The following is an 18,310-nucleotide window of genomic DNA, read 5'->3' on the forward strand; positions in this document are numbered from 1 at the left end:
TTAAATAATGGTGGCTATTAAAAAATACAAAAATATAAAGCCAAAAAATAGATATGAATAATTTATATTGATTTTTCTTTTGTGTGGTACATGAAAAATCCCTTCTTGGGTATTTTTCAATGTTTTATTAATTATTTCTGGATATTTGAAATTTGAGTCCTCTCCCAGAGAAGGCCATGACTCAAATGGAAAAGCATTGCTGTCAAAAAATATATCGGATGTATTGTGGAGTTCATCAACTATTTTTTGCAACCCTGCAGATCCAGAGACAGCTTCTGCATCGTCATCACCATGGAATCGACCGTTGCTTATCTTGGCGAGAACGGCAACTGTTAGCGCCTGCATATGCACTGCAGAGAATGATCTTCCTGCAGAGGTTCTTGTTGAAATCCGGTAAGAATACTTCCGGACGCGACGCGGAGGATCTCCTTCCTCGGTCTGCAGCGCTGCATCTCTCCTCTTTGAGTAATACCCAAAGCTCACTAGCAATGGAGTGGCGGGTGAAATTCTTTTCAAACAGACTGGAGTTTTGTTTACCTTGATATGAAGTACATCGAAATTTTTTGAATCGAGCAAATTCACATCGGGATGAATTTCAATATGAAAACCCAATGATGAAAACTCTTCAATCAATCTGGTTTCGATATTTTGGATTTCTTTCCCAAGAAATCCTTCAAAACATATGCTCATGATTTATATGGAATGAGTGAAATGTGTCATCAAAAAAATGATGGATTTTGGAAGTTTACCTTGCAAAAGGTGTCGGTATGAGGGGTGCGTCTGCAGATGCAGAAAATTTGCAGCATGAGTGGTTTTTTGATTTGTCGGCAGCTGCAAGAACGGCGCTGAACCGGGGCTGATGAATTTCTTGAATATTGAAAAGCATGAGTCTGCTCAGAGTTTCGCCCTCAGTCCAAAAATTCCGTGATTCCAGCATGGCTGGTCTGTGAGCAAGGAAGGCCCGGCACTCTCACCAGAGGGCGGCGAGATGGCCAGAGTGCGGGAAATGAACGACGGCCGGAGCGAGTCCTGGGTGGAGGGCGGGCATATAGCTGGGCACTAAAATCCCGCGCCATGCATAACTCTCACGATCCCAAGGTCCTGCCGCTGCGCGACGGAGTCAGCCCCAGCTGCGTGGTCCTGCCCAGCCAGGGCCAGGGTTTGCTGATCGATTTCCTCTGTGCGCGCCTGCCCGCGGTCGGCCGTGCCGACTGGCTGCGCCGCATGGGCGCGGGCGAGGTGGTCAGCGAGACGGGAGAGCGGGCGGAGCCGGGCGCGTGTTTCACCCCGGGCCTGCGCTATTACTACTACCGCGAGCTGGAGGCCGAGCCTCCCATCCCTTTCGAGGCGGAAGTCCTCTGGCGCGACGAGCATCTGCTGGTGGCCGACAAGCCGCATTTCCTGCCCGTGGTGCCGGCCGGCCAGTATCTGCAGAACACGCTGCTGGTGCGGCTCAAGCGCGAGTTCGATCTGCCCGAGCTGTCGCCGATCCATCGCATAGACCGCGACACGGCGGGCCTGGTGGTGTTCTCGGTGCAGCGCGCGACCCGCGGCATCTACCAGGCGCTGTTCCGGGACCGGGCCATCCACAAGGTCTACGAGGCCGTGGCGCCATACCGCCCGGACCTGCTGTTTCCGCGCGAGCATGCAAGCCGCATGGAGGAAAGCGGACATTTCTTCCGCATGCACGAGGTTGCGGGCGAACCCAATAGCCGCACGCTGATGGAAATCATCGAGCACAACGCGGCCTGGGCGCGCTACCGGCTCACCCCCGTGTCCGGCAAGCGCCATCAGCTGCGCGTGCATATGGCGGCGCTGGGCCTGGCGCTCAGGGGCGACGCTTTCTATCCCGAGGTCAACGACCCGGAGCCCGGCGACTATTCCCGGCCGCTGCAGCTGCTGGCGCGCAGCCTGGCTTTTGTCGATCCGCTGAACGGAGTGCAGCGCGAATTCCTGAGCCGGCGCAGCCTCGAGTCCCTGCCCGAGGCCTGAGGTGACGGCGCGGTGACGCCCCTGTCCTGCACAGGGGGAACGCGAAGCTTTTCGCAAAATCGGACAAATTTGTCCGATAATGGCGGCCATGTGTCCACCCCGTCCTTCCGCCGCCGAACGCCGCGCCCAGTTGCTGGATGCGGCCGATGCCGTGTTTGCCGAACATGGGGTAACGGCGCCGCTGGACCTGGTGGTCGAGCGCGCCCAGGTCGGCCGCGCCACCCTGTACCGCCAGTTCCCCGACCGGCGCGCCATCATGCTGGCGCTGCTGGAGCGCTCCGTGGACAAAACGCGCAAGGCCGCCCAGGATCTGCGCGACGACGACGAGGCTTTCTTCAAGCTGCTGGCCATGGTCGCGGAACGCATTGCGGTCTCGGCCACGCTGGTCGATTACTGGCGTGCGGTCGAGCGCGGCGACGAAGTCGTGGCCCAGGCGCGCCAGAAAATGTGGACGGTATTCGAGGAGCCCATGAAGCGCGCCGCGGCCAAGGGCCTGTGCAAACAGCCGCTGAATGCCAAGGAGCTGTCCCTGATCTTCGGCATGCTCGGCGGCGCGCTGCGCGGCGAGACGCCGGCACAGCGCAAACAGCTGGCCCGCCGCGCGCTGCAAATCATTCTGGACGGACTCAAGGCCTGATAGAGCATGAGCCAGGCTGCCGCACAAGCCCAGGCGGGCAATACAGGAGCCCCGGCGCCGGCAGCCGGCTCCGCGAGCAGCGCGGCTCCCGCCATTCCCCAGGCTCCGGTCATCCTGCTGCGCCGCCCGCCCGACTGGGCCGAGCATGAAAAGCCAGCCCTGCCGGGCTCGCCGGCCATGCCTTATCACCACCCCTGGGTGCGGCTCTGCTATGGCCTGATCGCGGTGCTGATCGCGCTCACCGGCGGCCTGGGCAATGCGCTGTTCTCGGCCAATCTGCCGACCATCCAGGGCCAGATGGGGCTGACCGCGACCGAAGCCGCCTGGCTCTCGGGCGCCTATGTGATGTTCAATATGACGGCCAATCTGCTGGTCTACAAGTTCCGCCAGCAGTTCGGCATGCGGCTGTTTGCCGAGATCGGTCTCGGCGCCTATGCCATGCTCTGCCTGCTGCATCTGGTGCTGGGCGGCTACGACAGCCTGATTCTGCTGCGTGCCGGCAGCGGCCTGGCCGCGGCGACCTGCTCGTCCCTGAGCACGCTGTACATGCTGCAGGCCGCGCCGCGCAGCTATGTGCTGAAGATGCTGGTGCTGGGCGTAGGGGTGGGGCAGCTGGCCACGCCGCTGGCCTGGATCATCTCGCCGGGCCTGCTCTACAACAGCGATTGGCAGAACCTCTATCTTTTCGAGGCCGGGCTGGCCCTGCTGTCGTTTGCGGCCGTCGTCACGCTGAAGCTGCCGCCCGGCATGTATATCCAGGCTTTCGAGAAGCTGGACTTCCTCACCTTCTGCCTCATGGTGCCGGGGCTGGGCCTGCTGATTGCGGTGCTGGTGCAAGGCTATTCGCTGTGGTGGCTGGACTCGCCGCGGCTGGCTTGGATGCTGGTGGGCGCCATCGTGCTGCTGAGCGTGGCGCTTTATATCGAGCATCACCGCCGTCATCCCATGCTGCACACGCGCTGGTTCGCGCAGATGCCCACCATCCGCTTCGTGCTGGGCGCCGTGCTGCTGCGCTTTCTGACCACCGAGCAGACCTATGGCATGGTGGGGCTGATGCGCAGCCTGGGCATGACGCCCGACCAGATGCATCCGCTTTTCGGCGTGATTCTGGGTGGAACCCTGGTCGGTGTTGTGCTGTCAGCTATCACTTTTGGGGTGCCGCAGATGGGCAGGCAGATTCTGGCGGCGATTGCACTGTTCGCGACGGCGGCGTTTCTGGACCTGCACCGCACCAGCCTCGACCGGCCGGCCGATTTCTTCTGCAGCCAGTTCCTGCTGGCCGTGGGTGCCGGGATCTTCATGGGGTCGCTGATGCTGACCGGCATCATCCAGGGGCTGAAGCACGGCCCCAACCATATGCTCACGGCCATCGTCACGATCTCCATGACCCAGGCCATGGGCGGTCTGCTGGGCTCGGCCCTGCTGAGCACCTATCAGACCCATCGCCAGCAGGTGTACTCGGTGGCGCTGGTGGCGCAGATCGACCCCAGCGACCCGGTGGTGGCCGAGCGCCTCAAGCTCCAGAACCAGATCTACGGCAAGGTGACGGTGGACCCGGGCATGCGCGTCAACCAGGGCACGCTGCAGCTGTCCCAGCTGGTGCGGCGCGAGGCCAGCGTGCGTGCCTACAACGATGTCTTCGCGCTCACGGCGGCGATTGCGCTGCTGTATCTGCTCTGGAGCCTGGGCGCCTCGGCCCGCGTGCGCCAGGCCGCGGCCATGCTGCGGGCCATGACGCGGCAAAGCAGCGACCAAGCTGCGGTCGCGGCGGCCACGGACGGTACGCCACAGCGCGAAGACGCGCAGGAGAGCGCAGCGGAACCAGCCGCGCCGGCAGACGGCAGCAAAGCTGCGGTACCCCAGCGACCGGCATAGAACTCCAACGGATAACAGCAAGAGATCGAGCATGAGCGACAGTCAAAATCAAGCCGCCGCCGCACCGGCGGCACCGGCCTCGGCCCCCGCGGCGGCGGCGCCTGCGGCCCTGCCTCCCACACCCAAGAAAATCCAGCCTTCGCTGCGCAGCGTGCTCATCATGGCCGTGGTGGCTCTGGCCGGCATCTTGCTGGTGCTGCGCGCCTGGAATCTCTGGCCCTTCAACAGCTCGGTGGTCAGCACCGACAACGCCTATGTGCGCGGTGCGGTCACCGTGCTGGCGCCCCAGGTCAACGGCTATGTGACCGAGGTGCTGGTCAAGGACTACGAGCAGGTCAGGGCCGGCCAGCCCCTGGCGCGCATAGACCGCCGCAGCTATGAGGCCTCGCTGGCCCAGGCCGAGGCTCAGCTGGCCAATGCCAGGGCCCAGCTGGCCAATGCCGACCAGACCCAGGCGCAGAACCGTGCGGCGCTGGCCGCCAGCCGCGCGGGCCTGGCGGCGGTGCAGGCCGAGGCCGAACGCTCCCAGGCCGAACTCCAGCGCGTGCAGGAGCTGGCCGAGCGCGGCTCCGTGTCTCTCAACGAGCGCGACAAGGTGCGCGCCACCTCGCGCCTGGCCAGCACCAATGTGGCCAGGGCCGAAGCCGATATCGAGATCAACCAGGAAAAGATCAAGGCCACGACCGTGGGCCGCGACTCGCTCAAGGCCCAGGTACAGATGGCCGAGGCTCAGCTGCGCCAGGCCCAGATCAATCTGGACAACACCATGGTCTATGCGCCCAGCGACGGCCAGGTCAGCGAGGTCTCGGTGCGCAAGGGTCAGTATGTGGCCGCGGGCACCCAGCTCATGTATGTAGTGCCGCCGACCTTCTGGGTGGTGGCGAACTTCAAGGAAACCCAAACCGCCCGGGTGCAGGTCGGCCAGGCCGTGAGCTTCAGCGTGGACGCGCTGGGCGGAGTCCAGCTCCAGGGCCATGTGCTGGAGCTGGCGCCGGCCACGGGTTCCGAGTTCAGCGTGCTCAAGGCCGATAACGCCACGGGCAATTTCACCAAGGTCGTGCAGCGTCTGCCGATCAAGATTTCTATCGACGCGGGCCAGCAACTGGCCGCGCGCCTGCGCCCCGGCATGTCGGTGATAGTGCGCCTGGATACCGCGCAGCAACTGCAGCTCGCTCAGCATGCGCTTGCGGGCCATGGGGCGTCGGGCGCCACAGCGCAGGCCAAGCCATGAGCCGCAGCGAAAAGTTTTTTGCACATCGCCCCGCGCTGGCCGCAACCGCTCTGGCGGCGTTGCTGCTCACCGGCTGCAGCCTGCCGGCCCTGACCCAGGCGCCGGAAAGCGCCAGGCCGGCCATGCCCGAGCGCTGGGCGCAGGACGGCGGCAGCGCCGCTGCGCCGGCCGTGCAGGCGCTGTGGTGGCAGGCGTTTGGCGACCCCGAACTGGGCCGCTGGGTGGAGCTGGCCCTGGTTCGCAACAACGATGTGCTCACCGCCATGGCGCGCGTGGACGAGGCCCGCGCCAATCTGGAGCTGGCGGGCTCGGCGGCCATGCCCCAGGTCTCGGCCAGCCTGCCCGCAGCGGCCAACCGCAGCCTCAGCAGCCGGACCGGGCAGATGGTCCATGTGCGCTCGGCCCAGCCCGTGCTGCAGGCCAGTTGGGAGCTGGACCTCTGGGACCGGCTGGGCCAGCTGAGCCAGGCGGCAGACAGGCGTCTGCAGGCCAGCCAGGCCGACCGCGATGCCGTGCGGCTCGCGGTTGCGGCCACCACGGCCCAGGCCTATATTGGCCTGCGCTCGCTGCAGGCGCAGCTTGGCGTGGCGCAGTCCACCGTGGGCTCGCGCGAGAACGCCGTGCGCCTGGCCGACGATCAGGTGCGCGTGGGGTATATCTCCCAGCTGCAGCAAAGCCAGGCGCTGGCCGAGCTGGAAAGCGTCAAGCAGTCGGTGGAGCAACTGTCGCTGGCTCTGGAGCGACAGCGCATTGCGCTGATGCAGCTGGCGGGCGGTGGGGGCGATGAGCAGGCGCGAGCCTTGATGCAGACCACGCTGCACGGCGGCACCGCCATGCTGGATACGATTGAGCTGCCGGCACTGCCCGCGCCGGGCCTGCCTTCCAGCCTGCTGGAGCGCCGCCCGGACATCGTGCGGGCCCAGCTGCAGCTGGCCGCCAGCGACAGCAATCTGGCCGCCCAGCGCGCGGCCTTCCTGCCCCAGGTGAGCCTGAACGCCAATCTAGGCAGCCTGCTCATCAATGCGCTGGACTACAGTCCGGCCAAGGTCTGGAGCATAGGGGGCAGCGTGCTCGCGCCGCTGTTCAGCGGCGGACGGCTCCAGGGCCAGTTCGATGCGGCCACGGCCCAGCGCGACCAGGCGGCCTATGCCTATCGCGGCGTGGTCATCAAGGCCCTGGCCGAGGTGGAAACGGCGCTGGTCGGCAACCAGCTGCTGCAAAGCCAGTGGCAGCATGCCCGGGAGCGCGAGAAGGTGCTGGAGCGCAGTCTGGGCTTTGCCAAGGACCGCTACGAAGCCGGCTACGCCAGCTATCTGGAGGAGCTCGACGCCCAGCGCAATCTGTTTGCCGTGCAGCAGGAGGTGCTGCGCCTGCGCCAGTCGCAGCTGGAAAACGCCGTGGCTCTGTACCAGGCACTGGGCGGCGGCTGGCAACGCTCCGAAGGACCTGTCTAGCGGCCAGCTGCGCCGGCCGGCTAGCGATGCTCGACCAAGTTGAAGCCTTCCTCGGGTGAGGGCGGGACGAAGTACCGGGTAATCGCGCCGAACTGCGCGTCCGTGGCCTGGAACTGATGCTCTGCGCTCCGATTGCGCGCCTGCAGCCGCGATCTGCAGATCTCGTTCGAGAAATCCAGATGATGCAGAACGTGGGCGGCCTCGGCCTGCTCGAAGATGCTGCGCGCCCAGGCCCTGGTCTGCACCGTGTTGGCGGGGAAGTCCAGCACCACCGAACTGCCGGCCCGCAGCACCGACACGATGTGCGCGGCCACGGCCAGGCGCAGCCTTGCCGACAGCCGCACATAGTCGGCCACGCTTTGCAGTTCTTCGGGGTACAGCTGTGCCAGCCAGCCGTCTTCGCTGATCAAAATGGTGTGAGGGCTCTGCGCAAGCTGCCTGGCAAGCGTCGATTTTCCCGAGGCGATCTTGCCGCACATTAGATGCAGTGTGCCCGTGGTGGTGGAAGCGGCGGCCGGCGCCCTAGGGCTGGCGTCCATGGTGCAAGGTTCCATGTAAATTTACCTCCGTCGTAAGTGGCTGATAAGTAAAGATTATTTGCAAGTATCTTGCTTGCAAGCTCATCAGCGATCGGTATTGCAAGTAAATGCACCCCTGACAACCGTCCCTGCCGCCATAGCCTGCTCCAGCGTGAGCTTGGCACGCAAAGCCTCATTCATCGATAACAGCTACAGCCTTGAGTGTCATTTTCAGCTTCTGGCCTTGAATCCGGTCCAGAGCCAGTTGCAGTTCTTGCTCATAGAGAATCTCCCAGGATCTGCTCTAAATCTGCCTCATCAGCATCGGCCTCCAGACGCAAGCTGCCCTGAATATGATCCAGATGGTTGAGCATCAGCTGTTCAGCCTGCTCACTATGGCCGGCTGCGATGGCGTTGACCACGGCCTCGTGTTCGTCCACCAGGCAGCAGGTGTTGACGGCAGACTCATACAAAGAGATCGTCAGGCAGGTCAGCGTGGAGAGCTCACGCATGCTGCGCAGCAGGGCGGAATTACCCGCCAGCTCGGCCAGCAGCACATGGAACTCGCCCGACAGGCGCACCGTCGCTCGCTTGTCGGCTTTTTCGCGGGCTTCTCGCTCGTGCTTGATATGAGTTTGCAGCCGCCGCATCTTGGCGCTGTCCATGCACTGGACCAGGCGGCGCACGATGCCGGGCTCGATCAGGCGGCGGGCCTCGAAGACGTCCAGCGCCTGGTCGATGCTGGGCTTGGCAACGAAGGCGCCACGCTGGGGGAAAAGTTCCACCATCTGGTCGCGCGCCATGCGGGCCAGCACCTCGCGCACACGGGCGCGGCTGGTGTTGAAGATGCTGGCCAACCTGTCCTCGCCCAGCTTGGTGCCGGGCAGCAGGCGATGCTCGTGGATGGCTGTGGCAATCCGGGCAGCCATTTCATCCACGGTGATTTCTGATCGGGAGGAGCTGCTTCGATTGTTCACTTTTGAGGTGGGTTTTGTCGACATGCCAGTGAATTCTAGTGTCGCGCAGCATGCCGGTCGATAACCGCGCGCCACAAATCGGCCCGGAGGCTTTCAGGGAAGCTTGCCGAATAGCCGCGTGAGTCCCGGCGGCAGGTTTTTGAAATCCTTGCGCGGCGGCTTGGCGAAGCTGCCGGCGCGGGCCGGTGCGGGAGCCAGCGAGACCAGGCTTTGCGCATGGTTGACAGCACTGGAGACGCCATCGACAGCGGGCACGGGCAACTGGTGCTTGATGGAGCGGGCCAGACCCGCCAGAGGCGCGCCGGCAAGGATCAGCACGTCGGCGCCGTCTTCGCTCACCGCGGCCTCGCACAAGGCTTGCAGGCGCGCTGCATGATCATCCTGCACACTACCGATGTCGCGCAGCGGCTTATCAAGGCAGCGAATGCTGGCCAGGCGGCCCTCCAGGCCGTTGCGCTCCACCATGTCGCGGTACCAGGCGGTGATGCGCCTGGAGATGGCGATGATGGAAAAGCGCTTGCCCAGCATGCAGGCGCTCATGAGCGCGGACTCGGTCATGCCCAGCACGGGAATGTCTAGCGCCTCGCGCAGGCCTTCGAGGCCCGGGTCACCAAAGGCCGCCAGGATGACGGCGTCATGCCGGTGGGCATGCTCGGCGGCCAGCTCGGCCACGGCGTAGGCTGCGATCATGGCCTCAAAGCGCGTCTCGATATAGGCCACGCCCATGGGCGCGGTCAGCATGGTGATCTCGGTGCCCGCCGCGGCGGCCAGCCTGGCCTCCTTCTCGATGAGGGCGGTGACGCTCTCGGAGATGTTGGGGTTGATGATGAGCAGTTTCATGGCGTACTCGTGCTGAAGTTTCAGAACCGGGATTGATGGCGCTTGGGCAGCAAGGTGGGCGCACCGCGCTGGAGGAAGCGGCCGCCGCCGGAGCGGGAATGGAACTGCTCGCCGTCCCAGACCACTTGCCCCCCGGACAGGGTGAGACAGGGCCAGGCCTTGAGCTGGTGGCCCTCGTAAGGCGTGTAGTCCACGTTGTGATGCAGATCGCGGTTGCTGATGGCGCGTTCGCCTTCCTGCCAGACCACAAGGTCGGCATCGGCACCGATGGCAATGCTGCCCTTGCGCGGATGCAGGCCGTAGACCTTGGCGGGATTGGTAGAGGTGAGTTCCACAAAGCGATTGAGCGTCATGCGGCCAGCCAGCACACCGTGCGTGTACAGCAGCGACAGACGGGTTTCAATGCCCGGGATGCCGTTGGGGATGTGGCCGAAGGACACTTCCTCGCCGCCCGGCTTTTTGCCTTCGGGCGAATCGTAGTTGAACGGTGCATGGTCCGAGGAGAACACGGTGAACAAGCCGTCGTTCAAGCCGTTCCAGATTACCTCCTGGTTGGCCTGGTTGCGCGGCGGGGGGCTGCACACGCACTTGGCACCGTGGTAGCTATCGTCAATGCCCAGGTCCTCGGCGGTCAGGAACAGGTATTGCGGGCAGGTCTCGGCCATGATGTTCATGCCGTGGGAGCGTGCCCAGCGGATCTGCTCCACGGCCTCGCGGCCCGAGACGTGGACGATGAGGATGGGCACGTCGGCCAGTTCGGACAGCGCAATGGCGCGGTGGGTGGCTTCGCGCTCCACCAGCATGGGGCGCGAGACCGCGTGGTAGCGCGGGGCGGTGCGGCCGCTGGCTTCCAGGCGCTTGGTCAGCCACTGGATGCAGTCGGCGTTCTCGGCGTGGATCATGGCGGTGGCATCGTGCTTGCGCGCCACGTCCAGCACGTCGAGGATCTGGCCGTCGTTGAGTTTCAGATCGTCATAGGTCATGTAGATCTTGAAGGAGGTATAGCCCGCGCGAATCAGCTCGGGCAGCTCCTTCTCCAGGACCTCTGGCGTGGGGTCGCTGACGATCATGTGAAAGCCGTAGTCCACATGGGCCTTGCCGTCGGCGCGGCGGTGATAGTCCTCCACGGCCGCGCGCAGCGACTGGCCCTTGACCTGGGCGGCGAACGGAATCACGGTGGTGGTGCCGCCGCAGGCCGCGGCGCGGGTGCCGGTGTCGAAGTCATCGGCCATGCGCACGGGCGATTCCATGGGCTGGTCCAGGTGGCAGTGGGCGTCGATGCCGCCGGGCGTGACCACGCGGCCGGCCGCATCGTATTCGCGGGCGCCGGCGGGCAGGTTGGCGCCCAACTGGACTATCTTGCCGTCGCGGATGGCTATGTCGGCTTCAAAGATGTCGCTGGCGGTGGCGACGCGCGCGTTGCGCACGACGAGATCAAATTCGCTGGATTTCATGCTGGAGATCAGAGTTTCGGGGTGTCGGTGGGATCGGCCGGTGCTTCGGCCTGGCCCTGGTGTTGTGAGGCGAGTTCGAGTTCGCGCGCCAGGGCTTTGCGGCTGGCGGGCGTGGATTTGGCATGGGCCGGGTTGCTCAGGGCGGGCAGCACGTAGTCATTGACCATGCGGCGGATGGCCAGCACGTTCTTGGATTCGCGCAGGCCGCCTTCGATGGGCAGCATGCTGGTCATGACCACCACGGCATTGCGCTCGGGCAGGACCACGATGAACTGGCCCTTGAAGCCCATGGCGTGGGTTTCGGGTTCGGTGGCGACGATGTCGTTGATCCACCAGTAATAGCCATACCAGGGCGCCGAGGTGGGGGCGGTCATGGTGCGCACCCAGGCCTGGGAGACGATCTGCTTGCCGTCCCAGCGGCCGCCGGTCAAGACCAACTGGCCGAGCTTGGCCATGTCCACGGCGCGCAGGCGCAGGCCCCAGCCGGAGGAGACCAGGCCCTTGTCGTCGGCACGCTCCCAGGCGTAATGGCTCATGCCCATGGGCTTGAAGAGCTTTGCTTCCGCAAAGTTCTGCAGCGGCATGCCGGCGTCGGCGCCCAGCGTGGCGCTGGCCAGGATGGGGTTCACATCGGTGTAGTCAAAGGCCGTGCCGGGCGCGACCTTGGGCGTGGTTTCGGCCGCCAGCTTCAGGCGATCGGGCGCGCCGTAGTAGATCGGGTCGTCCGTGGGCTTGAAGTTGTAGACCAGGCCCGTGGACATGGACAGCACATGGCGCAGCTCGATAGCCTGCTTGTCGGTCAAGGCTTCCTTGAGGTCGGGGCGCGCCTGGGTCAGGATGGGCGCCACCTTCTCGTCGAGCCGGCTCTTGCCCTCGTCCACCAGCACGCCGGCGGCCAGCGCCGTCACGTTCTTGGTGATGGAGTACAGCTCGTAGTTGTGGTTGCGCGTCAGGCCCTTGCTGTAGCGCTCGAAGATCAGCTTGCCGTCCTTGACGACGAGGAAGCTGCGCACGTCGAGGTTTTCCTTGCGGATCATCTCGGACAGCTGCACCAGCGGGCGCGAGTCCACGCCCACAGTCTCGGGGGCGGCGACAGGGAAATCAGGGCTCGCCTGGACGGCGACGGAGTTGCTGCTGGCTGGCGTGGCGGCGTATGTGCTCAGGGTCGAGGCGATGGCCGTGGCGCAGGTCAGGGTCAAGGCTTGACAGGTGGGCAAGGGCATGGGGCTCTCCATCAAAGTGTCCAGGCGAGGTGGGGGCGGTGCTTAGACCGGGATCTTCTTGCTGTAGTCGATCAGGATCGAGGAGCAGACAAACAGGCCGGCACCCGCAGCAGCGAAGAGCATCATGGCCATATCGTAGGAACCGGTAGCCTGGACGATGACGCCCACCAGGATGGGCACGCCGATGCCGGCGCAGTTGCCGCCCAGGTTCATGACGCCGCCCAGGAAGCCAACGCGGTTGCGGGTGCCCAGGATGGAGGGAACACACCAGAACAGGCCGCACCAGCGCAGGAAGAACAGCGTTATCGACAGCAGGATCACGATGGTCACGGGGTCCTTAAAACGGGCCACGTTGTAGATGGCGATGGTGGCGATCACCGAAGCAATGCCGAACAGCGTACGCAGCACCTTGGCCTGGGAGGCGCCGGCGGCCTTCCACTTGTCGGCGATCCAGCCGCCGACCATTTCACCGACGAAGCCGGAGAAGAACATGATGAACACGGCGCCGCCCATCTGCTTGATATCCATGCCGTGCACCTTGGACAGGTAGGTGGGCATCCAGGTCAGCAGGCCGTAGAACAGTGCGTTGAAACACATCCAGCCAAAGAACATGCCCCAGATCGAACGGTACTTGAAGAAGTCCATCACCTTGCCGCTGGCATGGGCCGGTTCGGCGGCCAAGTCGGCCGCATGGGATTGCTCGATATAGGACGCCTCGGCATCGTTGACGCCGGGGTGCTGGCGCGGATGGTTGCGGATGTACCACCAGGCAAAGACGCCGGCGATCATGGTGCCCACGCCGGCCACCACGAAGGAAATGCGCCAGGAATCGAAATGGGTCAGCAGCCCGGCAATGATCAGGGCACCCAGGGCTGCGCCCAGGGGGGCTCCGCCGTCCAGCAGCGTGGCGCCGCGGCCGCGCTCGTTCTGAGTCATCCAGATGGCGTTGAGCTTGCCGCCGGCTGGATAGATAGGCGCTTCCGATGCACCCAGGCCCAGCCGAGTGATCAACAGCGACACCCAGCCGGTGCAGGCTGCGGCGATAGCCTGGAAGAAGCCCCAGCCCAGCGTGGACCAGACGATCACGACGCGCGGTCCGAAGCGGTCGGCAAGCATGCCACCCGGAATCTGCATGAAGGCATAGGTCCAGAAGAAGGAGCTCATCAGCAGGCCTTGGGTGGCAGGGCTGAGATCGAACTCCTTGGCAATCATGGGCATGGCCACGGACAGTGATGCGCGATCAATGTAGTTGATCGCGATCAGGAAAAGCATCATCAAGAAGATCTTCCAGCGCACCCTGGTTGGTGTCGTCGCCGCCGCATGCGGCGTGGAAAGTGTTGTGGGGATTTGCATCTCGAGTCTCACTCCATCGGTTGATTAGTTGTTCGATGTGAGTTCGAAATCTAAGTGTCAACAACATTGTCAACAATATCGTAAATACCTAGAAGGCAAGCCATCGCTGGAAAGCCTTGTTGGACAAAAGAGGTTGCTCACTGGATGTGCAGCCTCAAAGGTGTTCTGTTTTGTGGATTCGATGAAATTAATGTCAACACTGTTGTTGACGTTATATCTGGCAAGATGAACAATGCGCGCAAGTCGCCACATCGGCTAGACATACAACGGAGACAAGCAAGATGACCGCAACTACGACATGCCTGGGCGTACTCACGCCTTCTTCCAACACCGCGCTGGAGCCGTTGACCAGCGCATTGGCTGCCAGTGCCGGCCGGTGTTCAGCCCATTTTTCCCGCTTTAAGGTCACGGAAATTTCGTTGGCCGAAGGGGCGATGAACCAGTTTGACGACAGCAAAATCCTGGCTGCCGCCGAGCTCCTGGCCGATGCCAAGGTCGATGTGATCGGCTGGAGCGGCACGGCCGCGGGCTGGCGCGGCTTTGATGCCGACGTGCAGCTGTGTCAGCGTATCCAGGAGCGCACGGGCATCAGAGCCACAACAGCCATCCTTGCACTCAACGAACTGATGGAGAAGCTCTCGGTGAAAAAGCTCGCCATCGTCAGCCCCTACACGGCGGACGTGCAGCAATGCATCGTGAACAACTACCGGGCCGCAGGTGTCGAAACCACGGCGCACCGTCATCTGGACATCTCGGTCAACCATAGCTTCGCGCTGGTGCCACCAGAGCAACTGCTGGAACTCATAGGCGAGGTGATCGAGCAAGGCAGACCCGACGCCGTTGTCACCTATTGCACCAATCTGCACGCCGCACATCTGGCTCCGGAGGTAGAGCAGCGCTGGGGCGTACCGCTGCTCGACACCGTGAGCACCACGGTATGGGGCATGCTGCGCGCGGCCGGGCGCGATCCTTCCGCAGTCCAAGGCTGGGGTCGCCTGTTCGCGGTCGCGTGACGCGGCCGGCGGATGCCGGACCAAGCTGATTTCTAGGAGACAAAGATCATGAAACTTCTTCGCTATGGCAATGCGGGCGCAGAGCGTCCGGCCGTACTGGATGACGACGGTGTGCTGCGCGATGCATCGACCCTGGTGCCCGACTGGGGTCCCGGCCAGCTCGGTCCTGACGCGCTGGACCGTATCCGACATACAGACTGGGCCAGCCTGCCCAGGGTTGATGGAACGCCGCGCCTGGGCTGTCCCGTGGCTCAGGTAGGCAAGCTCGTTGGTGTGGGACTGAACTATGAGGACCACGCGATAGAAGCCGGGTTGCAGCCTCCCGATGAACCAATCCTGTTCATGAAAGCTGTGACAGCAATCTGCGGTCCTGATGACGCGATACAGATTCCTCCGGGTGCGCACAAAGTTGATTGGGAGGTTGAGTTGGGTGTCGTGATGGGCGCCCGAACACAGCGTGTTAGCGAGGACCGAGCGCTGGCGCAAGTCGCCGGCTATGTATTGGCCAATGACATCTCGGAGCGCGCTTGGCAGACTGAGCGCGGCGGCACATGGGACAAGGGTAAAAGCCACGACAGCTTTGCCCCACTGGGGCCCTGGCTGGTTACAGCCGATGAAATCACGGATCCGCACGGCATTGCGCTTAGATTGGATGTCAACGGCAAGCGCATGCAGGACAGCAGCACGGCAAACCTTATTGCCGGGATACCCAAGCTCATCAGCTATATCAGCCAATTCATGACACTAGAAGCTGGCGATGTGATTCTGACCGGCACTCCCGCGGGTGTAGGGCTGGGTCAGAAACCTGCTCCGGTTTTTCTCAAGGCTGGAGACACAATGCGCCTGTCTGCGCAGGGACTCGGTGAGCAGCGGCATGTTTGTATGGATGTCTTCGAAACGCATTAACAGTTCACATGCGTCTTTTGACACCCGGTATGTTTTCGAACCAGGTTTCAAGCGGTCACGTCCGTGCATCTGCTCATGGCCTGAAGCTTGGAACCTGTTCAGTTCAGACGCGGCTTGTGCCAGTTCCATACTGCGGCTCCTGTCGATAGCCACAGGGCCGCGATCACTACGGCTCCGAACCGGCTTTTCGGCTTGAGGCCCTCTGTCTGCACCCAAAAATCGGCTTCTTCACGACACTGCGCCAGCACCTTAGATGGCAGCAGCCTGGCCGTAAGCCAGATCAATACGGGCAGCAGAATCATGTCATCCACATAGCCCAGCACCGGGATGAAGGCAGGACCCAGATCAATGGGACTCAGTGCATAGACCACTACAAATAGTCGCAGAGCCTTCGCATACCACGGCGCTCAGCTTGCTGATAACGGTTTGATCTAAGCATCCACCCTCAGCAAGTCTGCCTGCTTTGATGGTGCTGACTGCACCCAATCTAGTAGAGCGCACACATATTTGCTGACTACAAGTCAGCACTCCTTATCCGTGATGTTTTGTTTCATTGAGTATCAAAACTTAACAATGTATTTCGAAATTAAAAATATCAAGTATGAAACGCTTCACAACCTCTACTCATCTACCTTTGCTTTCAAGCCTTCGTGTACGCATGCTGGTGTCCTGCACTGCCATTGTGGCGGTGGCATTGGCTCTTACGGGGGGAGCGACCTATTACATCGTCCGTGGCAGCAGTCTGGAGGCTGTAGAGCAGAACTTGGCGGCTGTTGCCAGCGGCCATGCGCTTGCGGTCGATGAATGGGTTGCATCGCGTGCGGCCATGGTTGAGGCTGCTGTTGAGGCGTTGGGGCAGGGTGATGCGAAGACGGTGGTGCGACAGCTTGAGCAGTCTGGTGGATTCCGAATCGTGACCGCGGGTTGGGAAGACAAGACGGCCGTGTCCAGTAAACCGACTCCTCCGGGTTTTGACCCCACCAGCCGACCTTGGTACAAGGAGGCGGTGTCGGCTGGCAAGCTGTTGGTGACCAAACCCTATGCGGACGCGAATACTGGCAAGGCAATGGTGTCCTTCGCAGCACCTTTGCTCAGGGATGGCAAACCGGCTGGCGCGGTCTCTGCTGCGGTGTTTCTCGACGGAGTGCGCGAGGTCGTTGCGGCAGTCCACCCCACACCTTCCAGCTTTGGCTTTGTAGTTGATGGCAGCGGCCAGTTGCTTGCGCATCCTGATGCCGAGTTGATACGCAAACCAGCCAGCATCCTGTCTGATCAGCTCACGCCAAAGATGGTGGCGGCGTTGATCCATGCTGATGCGCCGATTGATTTGGAGTTCAACGGCGTTCCCAAGTTGCTACGCGCTAAACCCGTGCGCGGCACGGACTGGGTAATGGTTGTGGTGCTGGATCGTGCCGAAGCGACCGCTGGGTTGGGCCATGTGCTTCAGACATCGGCTATCGCCATCGTACTGGTGGCTCTGGGCGCTGCGTTGGCGGTTGGTTTGTTGACGGCACGGGCGTTCCGACGCCTGTCCGAAGTACGTGACGCCATGGAGGAAATAGGTTCTGGGGACGGCGACCTCAGTCGCCGTTTACCGGTACATGGGCGTGATGAAGTGGCGCAAATTGCGGGAGCTTTCAATCGGTTCGTCGAGAAAATTGCTGCCGTCCTGCACGAGATCCGTGCTGGCAGCGACTCGGTCCAGCAAGCCACAGTGGAGATCGAAGCAGGTAACCAAGACCTTTCGCGGCGTACCGAGATCGCCGCCGGCCAACTTCAGCAGACGGCTTCGGCCATGGAGCAGCTGGTCGGTAATGTTCGGCATAGCGCCGAAGCTGCTCAGCAGGCGCAAAGGCTCGCTAGCGATGCTTCCGATGTTGCGGCTCAGGGTGGTCAAGTAGTCGGGCAGGTGGTTGCGACTATGGAAGAGATTAGCAGCGGCTCTCGGCAGATTGCGGAAATCACTGGTGTGATCGACAGCTTGGCTTTCCAGACCAACATCCTGGCGCTTAACGCTGCGGTCGAGGCGGCGCGTGCCGGAGAGCAGGGGCGGGGCTTTGCTGTGGTAGCGGGCGAGGTTCGCCAACTGGCTCAACGCAGCGCCCAGGCTGCGAAGGACATCAGAGGCTTGATCGGTAGCAGCGTGAATAAGGTCGAAGCGGGTGCGAATCTCGTGAGCAGTGCGGGAAAGACTATGGGTGACATAGTCCAGCAGGTCGAGCGTGTCAGTAGCCTGATCGGCGAAATCACGCGGGCCAGCACCGAACAGCGGGAGGGCATTGTCTCTGTTGGGGAGGCCGTGCGTCAGTTGGACGATGTTACTCAGCAGAATGCAGCTCTGGTCGAACAGAGCGCGGCAGCGGCCGAAAGCCTGCGTCAGCAGACGGGCAGGTTGGCACGCACGGTGGGTGTGTTCAAGCTCGACAGTGGTCAGGCCCGTCCCCCTAATGTGTTGATGGAAATTTAATTCCGTTTCCGCAGTTGAACTGAATTCAACCCATCGAGGCACATTGAGCGCTAGTCCTTTGGTGGTTTGGCCTCCGAGGCCGGGCCTTGGGAAAATCATGAGGTTGGATTCAACTGGCCAATGCAACACAATCACCGCGTCGGGTCGGTTGCCAACTCCCTTGAATTCACAGCCAGAACTGAAGTCTCGCAGGGCAGCTATTGAGGAGCTTCTGCCTGAAGCAGTCGAACAAGGGCATGTCTTGGCCAGGGGCTCCTGGCCAGTAGCTGCCTGTGACCAAGGACTGCTCACGACCGATTCTGTTGAAAAACTCTTGTTGAACCGACAGAACTGTCGCACTGTTTTGGTGTCCTATCCTCATTGAGGGAGG

The 18,310-nt window shown here is 62.4% G+C and carries 16 protein-coding genes; 8 read left to right on the plus strand and 8 right to left on the minus strand.

Annotated elements, in window-relative coordinates; genetic code table 11:
• Entirely contained in the window at positions 1 to 690 is a 690-nt protein-coding gene (locus tag AB6724_RS20155; protein ID WP_369340329.1) for a hypothetical protein, read from the minus strand.
• Between the two features lie 384 nt (positions 691 to 1,074).
• Between AB6724_RS20155 and AB6724_RS20160 the strand changes: the two genes are divergently transcribed.
• From AB6724_RS20160 to AB6724_RS20180, 5 genes are all read left to right on the plus strand, one after another.
• The gene (locus AB6724_RS20160; RefSeq protein ID WP_369340330.1) at positions 1,075 to 1,992 is read left to right on the plus strand and encodes a pseudouridine synthase; all 918 of its coding nucleotides are present in this window, start codon (positions 1,075 to 1,077) and stop codon (positions 1,990 to 1,992) included.
• 88 nt (positions 1,993 to 2,080) lie between these two features.
• Positions 2,081 to 2,629, plus strand: a complete 549-nt coding sequence (locus tag AB6724_RS20165; RefSeq protein WP_369340331.1) for a TetR/AcrR family transcriptional regulator — start codon at positions 2,081 to 2,083, stop codon at positions 2,627 to 2,629.
• Positions 2,630 to 2,635: 6 nt separating this feature from the next.
• Positions 2,636 to 4,504 (plus strand): MFS transporter, encoded by a 1,869-nt coding sequence (locus AB6724_RS20170; protein ID WP_369340332.1) that lies wholly within the window; start codon positions 2,636 to 2,638, stop codon positions 4,502 to 4,504.
• A 31-nt stretch (positions 4,505 to 4,535) separates the two neighbouring features.
• The gene (locus AB6724_RS20175; protein WP_369340333.1) at positions 4,536 to 5,735 is read left to right on the plus strand and encodes an HlyD family secretion protein; all 1,200 of its coding nucleotides are present in this window, start codon (positions 4,536 to 4,538) and stop codon (positions 5,733 to 5,735) included.
• Complete coding sequence (locus AB6724_RS20180) at positions 5,732 to 7,189, plus strand: efflux transporter outer membrane subunit (protein ID WP_369340334.1); 1,458 nt, start codon at positions 5,732 to 5,734, stop codon at positions 7,187 to 7,189. The genes AB6724_RS20175 and AB6724_RS20180 overlap by 4 nt, the downstream gene beginning before the upstream one ends.
• Positions 7,190 to 7,209: 20 nt before the next feature.
• Here the strand turns inward: AB6724_RS20180 and AB6724_RS20185 are convergent, their stop codons facing one another.
• From AB6724_RS20185 to AB6724_RS20210, 6 genes are all read right to left on the minus strand, one after another.
• On the minus strand, positions 7,210 to 7,728 hold the full coding sequence (locus AB6724_RS20185) for a P-loop nucleotide/nucleoside kinase family protein (protein WP_369340335.1): 519 nt from the start codon (positions 7,726 to 7,728) through the stop codon (positions 7,210 to 7,212).
• Positions 7,729 to 7,985: 257 nt separating this feature from the next.
• Positions 7,986 to 8,636 (minus strand): GntR family transcriptional regulator, encoded by a 651-nt coding sequence (locus AB6724_RS20190; RefSeq protein WP_369340343.1) that lies wholly within the window; start codon positions 8,634 to 8,636, stop codon positions 7,986 to 7,988.
• A gap of 141 nt (positions 8,637 to 8,777) precedes the next feature.
• Positions 8,778 to 9,524, minus strand: coding sequence for an aspartate/glutamate racemase family protein (locus tag AB6724_RS20195; protein ID WP_369340336.1), 747 nt, complete (start codon positions 9,522 to 9,524; stop codon positions 8,778 to 8,780).
• 20 nt (positions 9,525 to 9,544) lie between these two features.
• Positions 9,545 to 10,978, minus strand: coding sequence for a dihydropyrimidinase (gene hydA / locus AB6724_RS20200; protein WP_369340337.1), 1,434 nt, complete (start codon positions 10,976 to 10,978; stop codon positions 9,545 to 9,547).
• Positions 10,979 to 10,986: 8 nt separating this feature from the next.
• Positions 10,987 to 12,213 carry a serine hydrolase domain-containing protein gene (locus AB6724_RS20205; RefSeq protein ID WP_369340338.1) on the minus strand — a complete coding sequence of 409 codons (1,227 nt, stop codon included), beginning with the start codon at positions 12,211 to 12,213 and terminating at the stop codon, positions 10,987 to 10,989.
• A gap of 30 nt (positions 12,214 to 12,243) precedes the next feature.
• A complete protein-coding gene (locus tag AB6724_RS20210; RefSeq protein WP_369340339.1) occupies positions 12,244 to 13,554 on the minus strand; it encodes an MFS transporter in 1,311 nt (436 codons plus the stop codon).
• Positions 13,555 to 13,835: 281 nt separating this feature from the next.
• Between AB6724_RS20210 and AB6724_RS20215 the strand changes: the two genes are divergently transcribed.
• Together AB6724_RS20215 and AB6724_RS20220 are read left to right on the plus strand one after the other, a co-directional pair.
• The gene (locus AB6724_RS20215; RefSeq protein ID WP_369340340.1) at positions 13,836 to 14,567 is read left to right on the plus strand and encodes a maleate cis-trans isomerase family protein; all 732 of its coding nucleotides are present in this window, start codon (positions 13,836 to 13,838) and stop codon (positions 14,565 to 14,567) included.
• Between the two features lie 48 nt (positions 14,568 to 14,615).
• Positions 14,616 to 15,473, plus strand: a complete 858-nt coding sequence (locus AB6724_RS20220; RefSeq protein WP_369340341.1) for a fumarylacetoacetate hydrolase family protein — start codon at positions 14,616 to 14,618, stop codon at positions 15,471 to 15,473.
• A gap of 98 nt (positions 15,474 to 15,571) precedes the next feature.
• Here AB6724_RS20220 and AB6724_RS20225 read toward each other — a convergent pair whose 3' ends face one another.
• A complete protein-coding gene (locus AB6724_RS20225; RefSeq protein WP_439329902.1) occupies positions 15,572 to 15,859 on the minus strand; it encodes a YkvA family protein in 288 nt (95 codons plus the stop codon).
• Positions 15,860 to 16,074: 215 nt separating this feature from the next.
• On the opposite strand from AB6724_RS20225, the gene AB6724_RS20230 reads away from it, so the two are divergent.
• Complete coding sequence (locus AB6724_RS20230) at positions 16,075 to 17,940, plus strand: methyl-accepting chemotaxis protein (RefSeq protein ID WP_369340342.1); 1,866 nt, start codon at positions 16,075 to 16,077, stop codon at positions 17,938 to 17,940.
• Positions 17,941 to 18,310 lie beyond the last annotated feature (370 nt).

Source organism: Comamonas guangdongensis, from assembly GCF_041079535.1.
Taxonomy (GTDB): Bacteria; Pseudomonadota; Gammaproteobacteria; order Burkholderiales; family Burkholderiaceae_C; genus Comamonas; species Comamonas guangdongensis.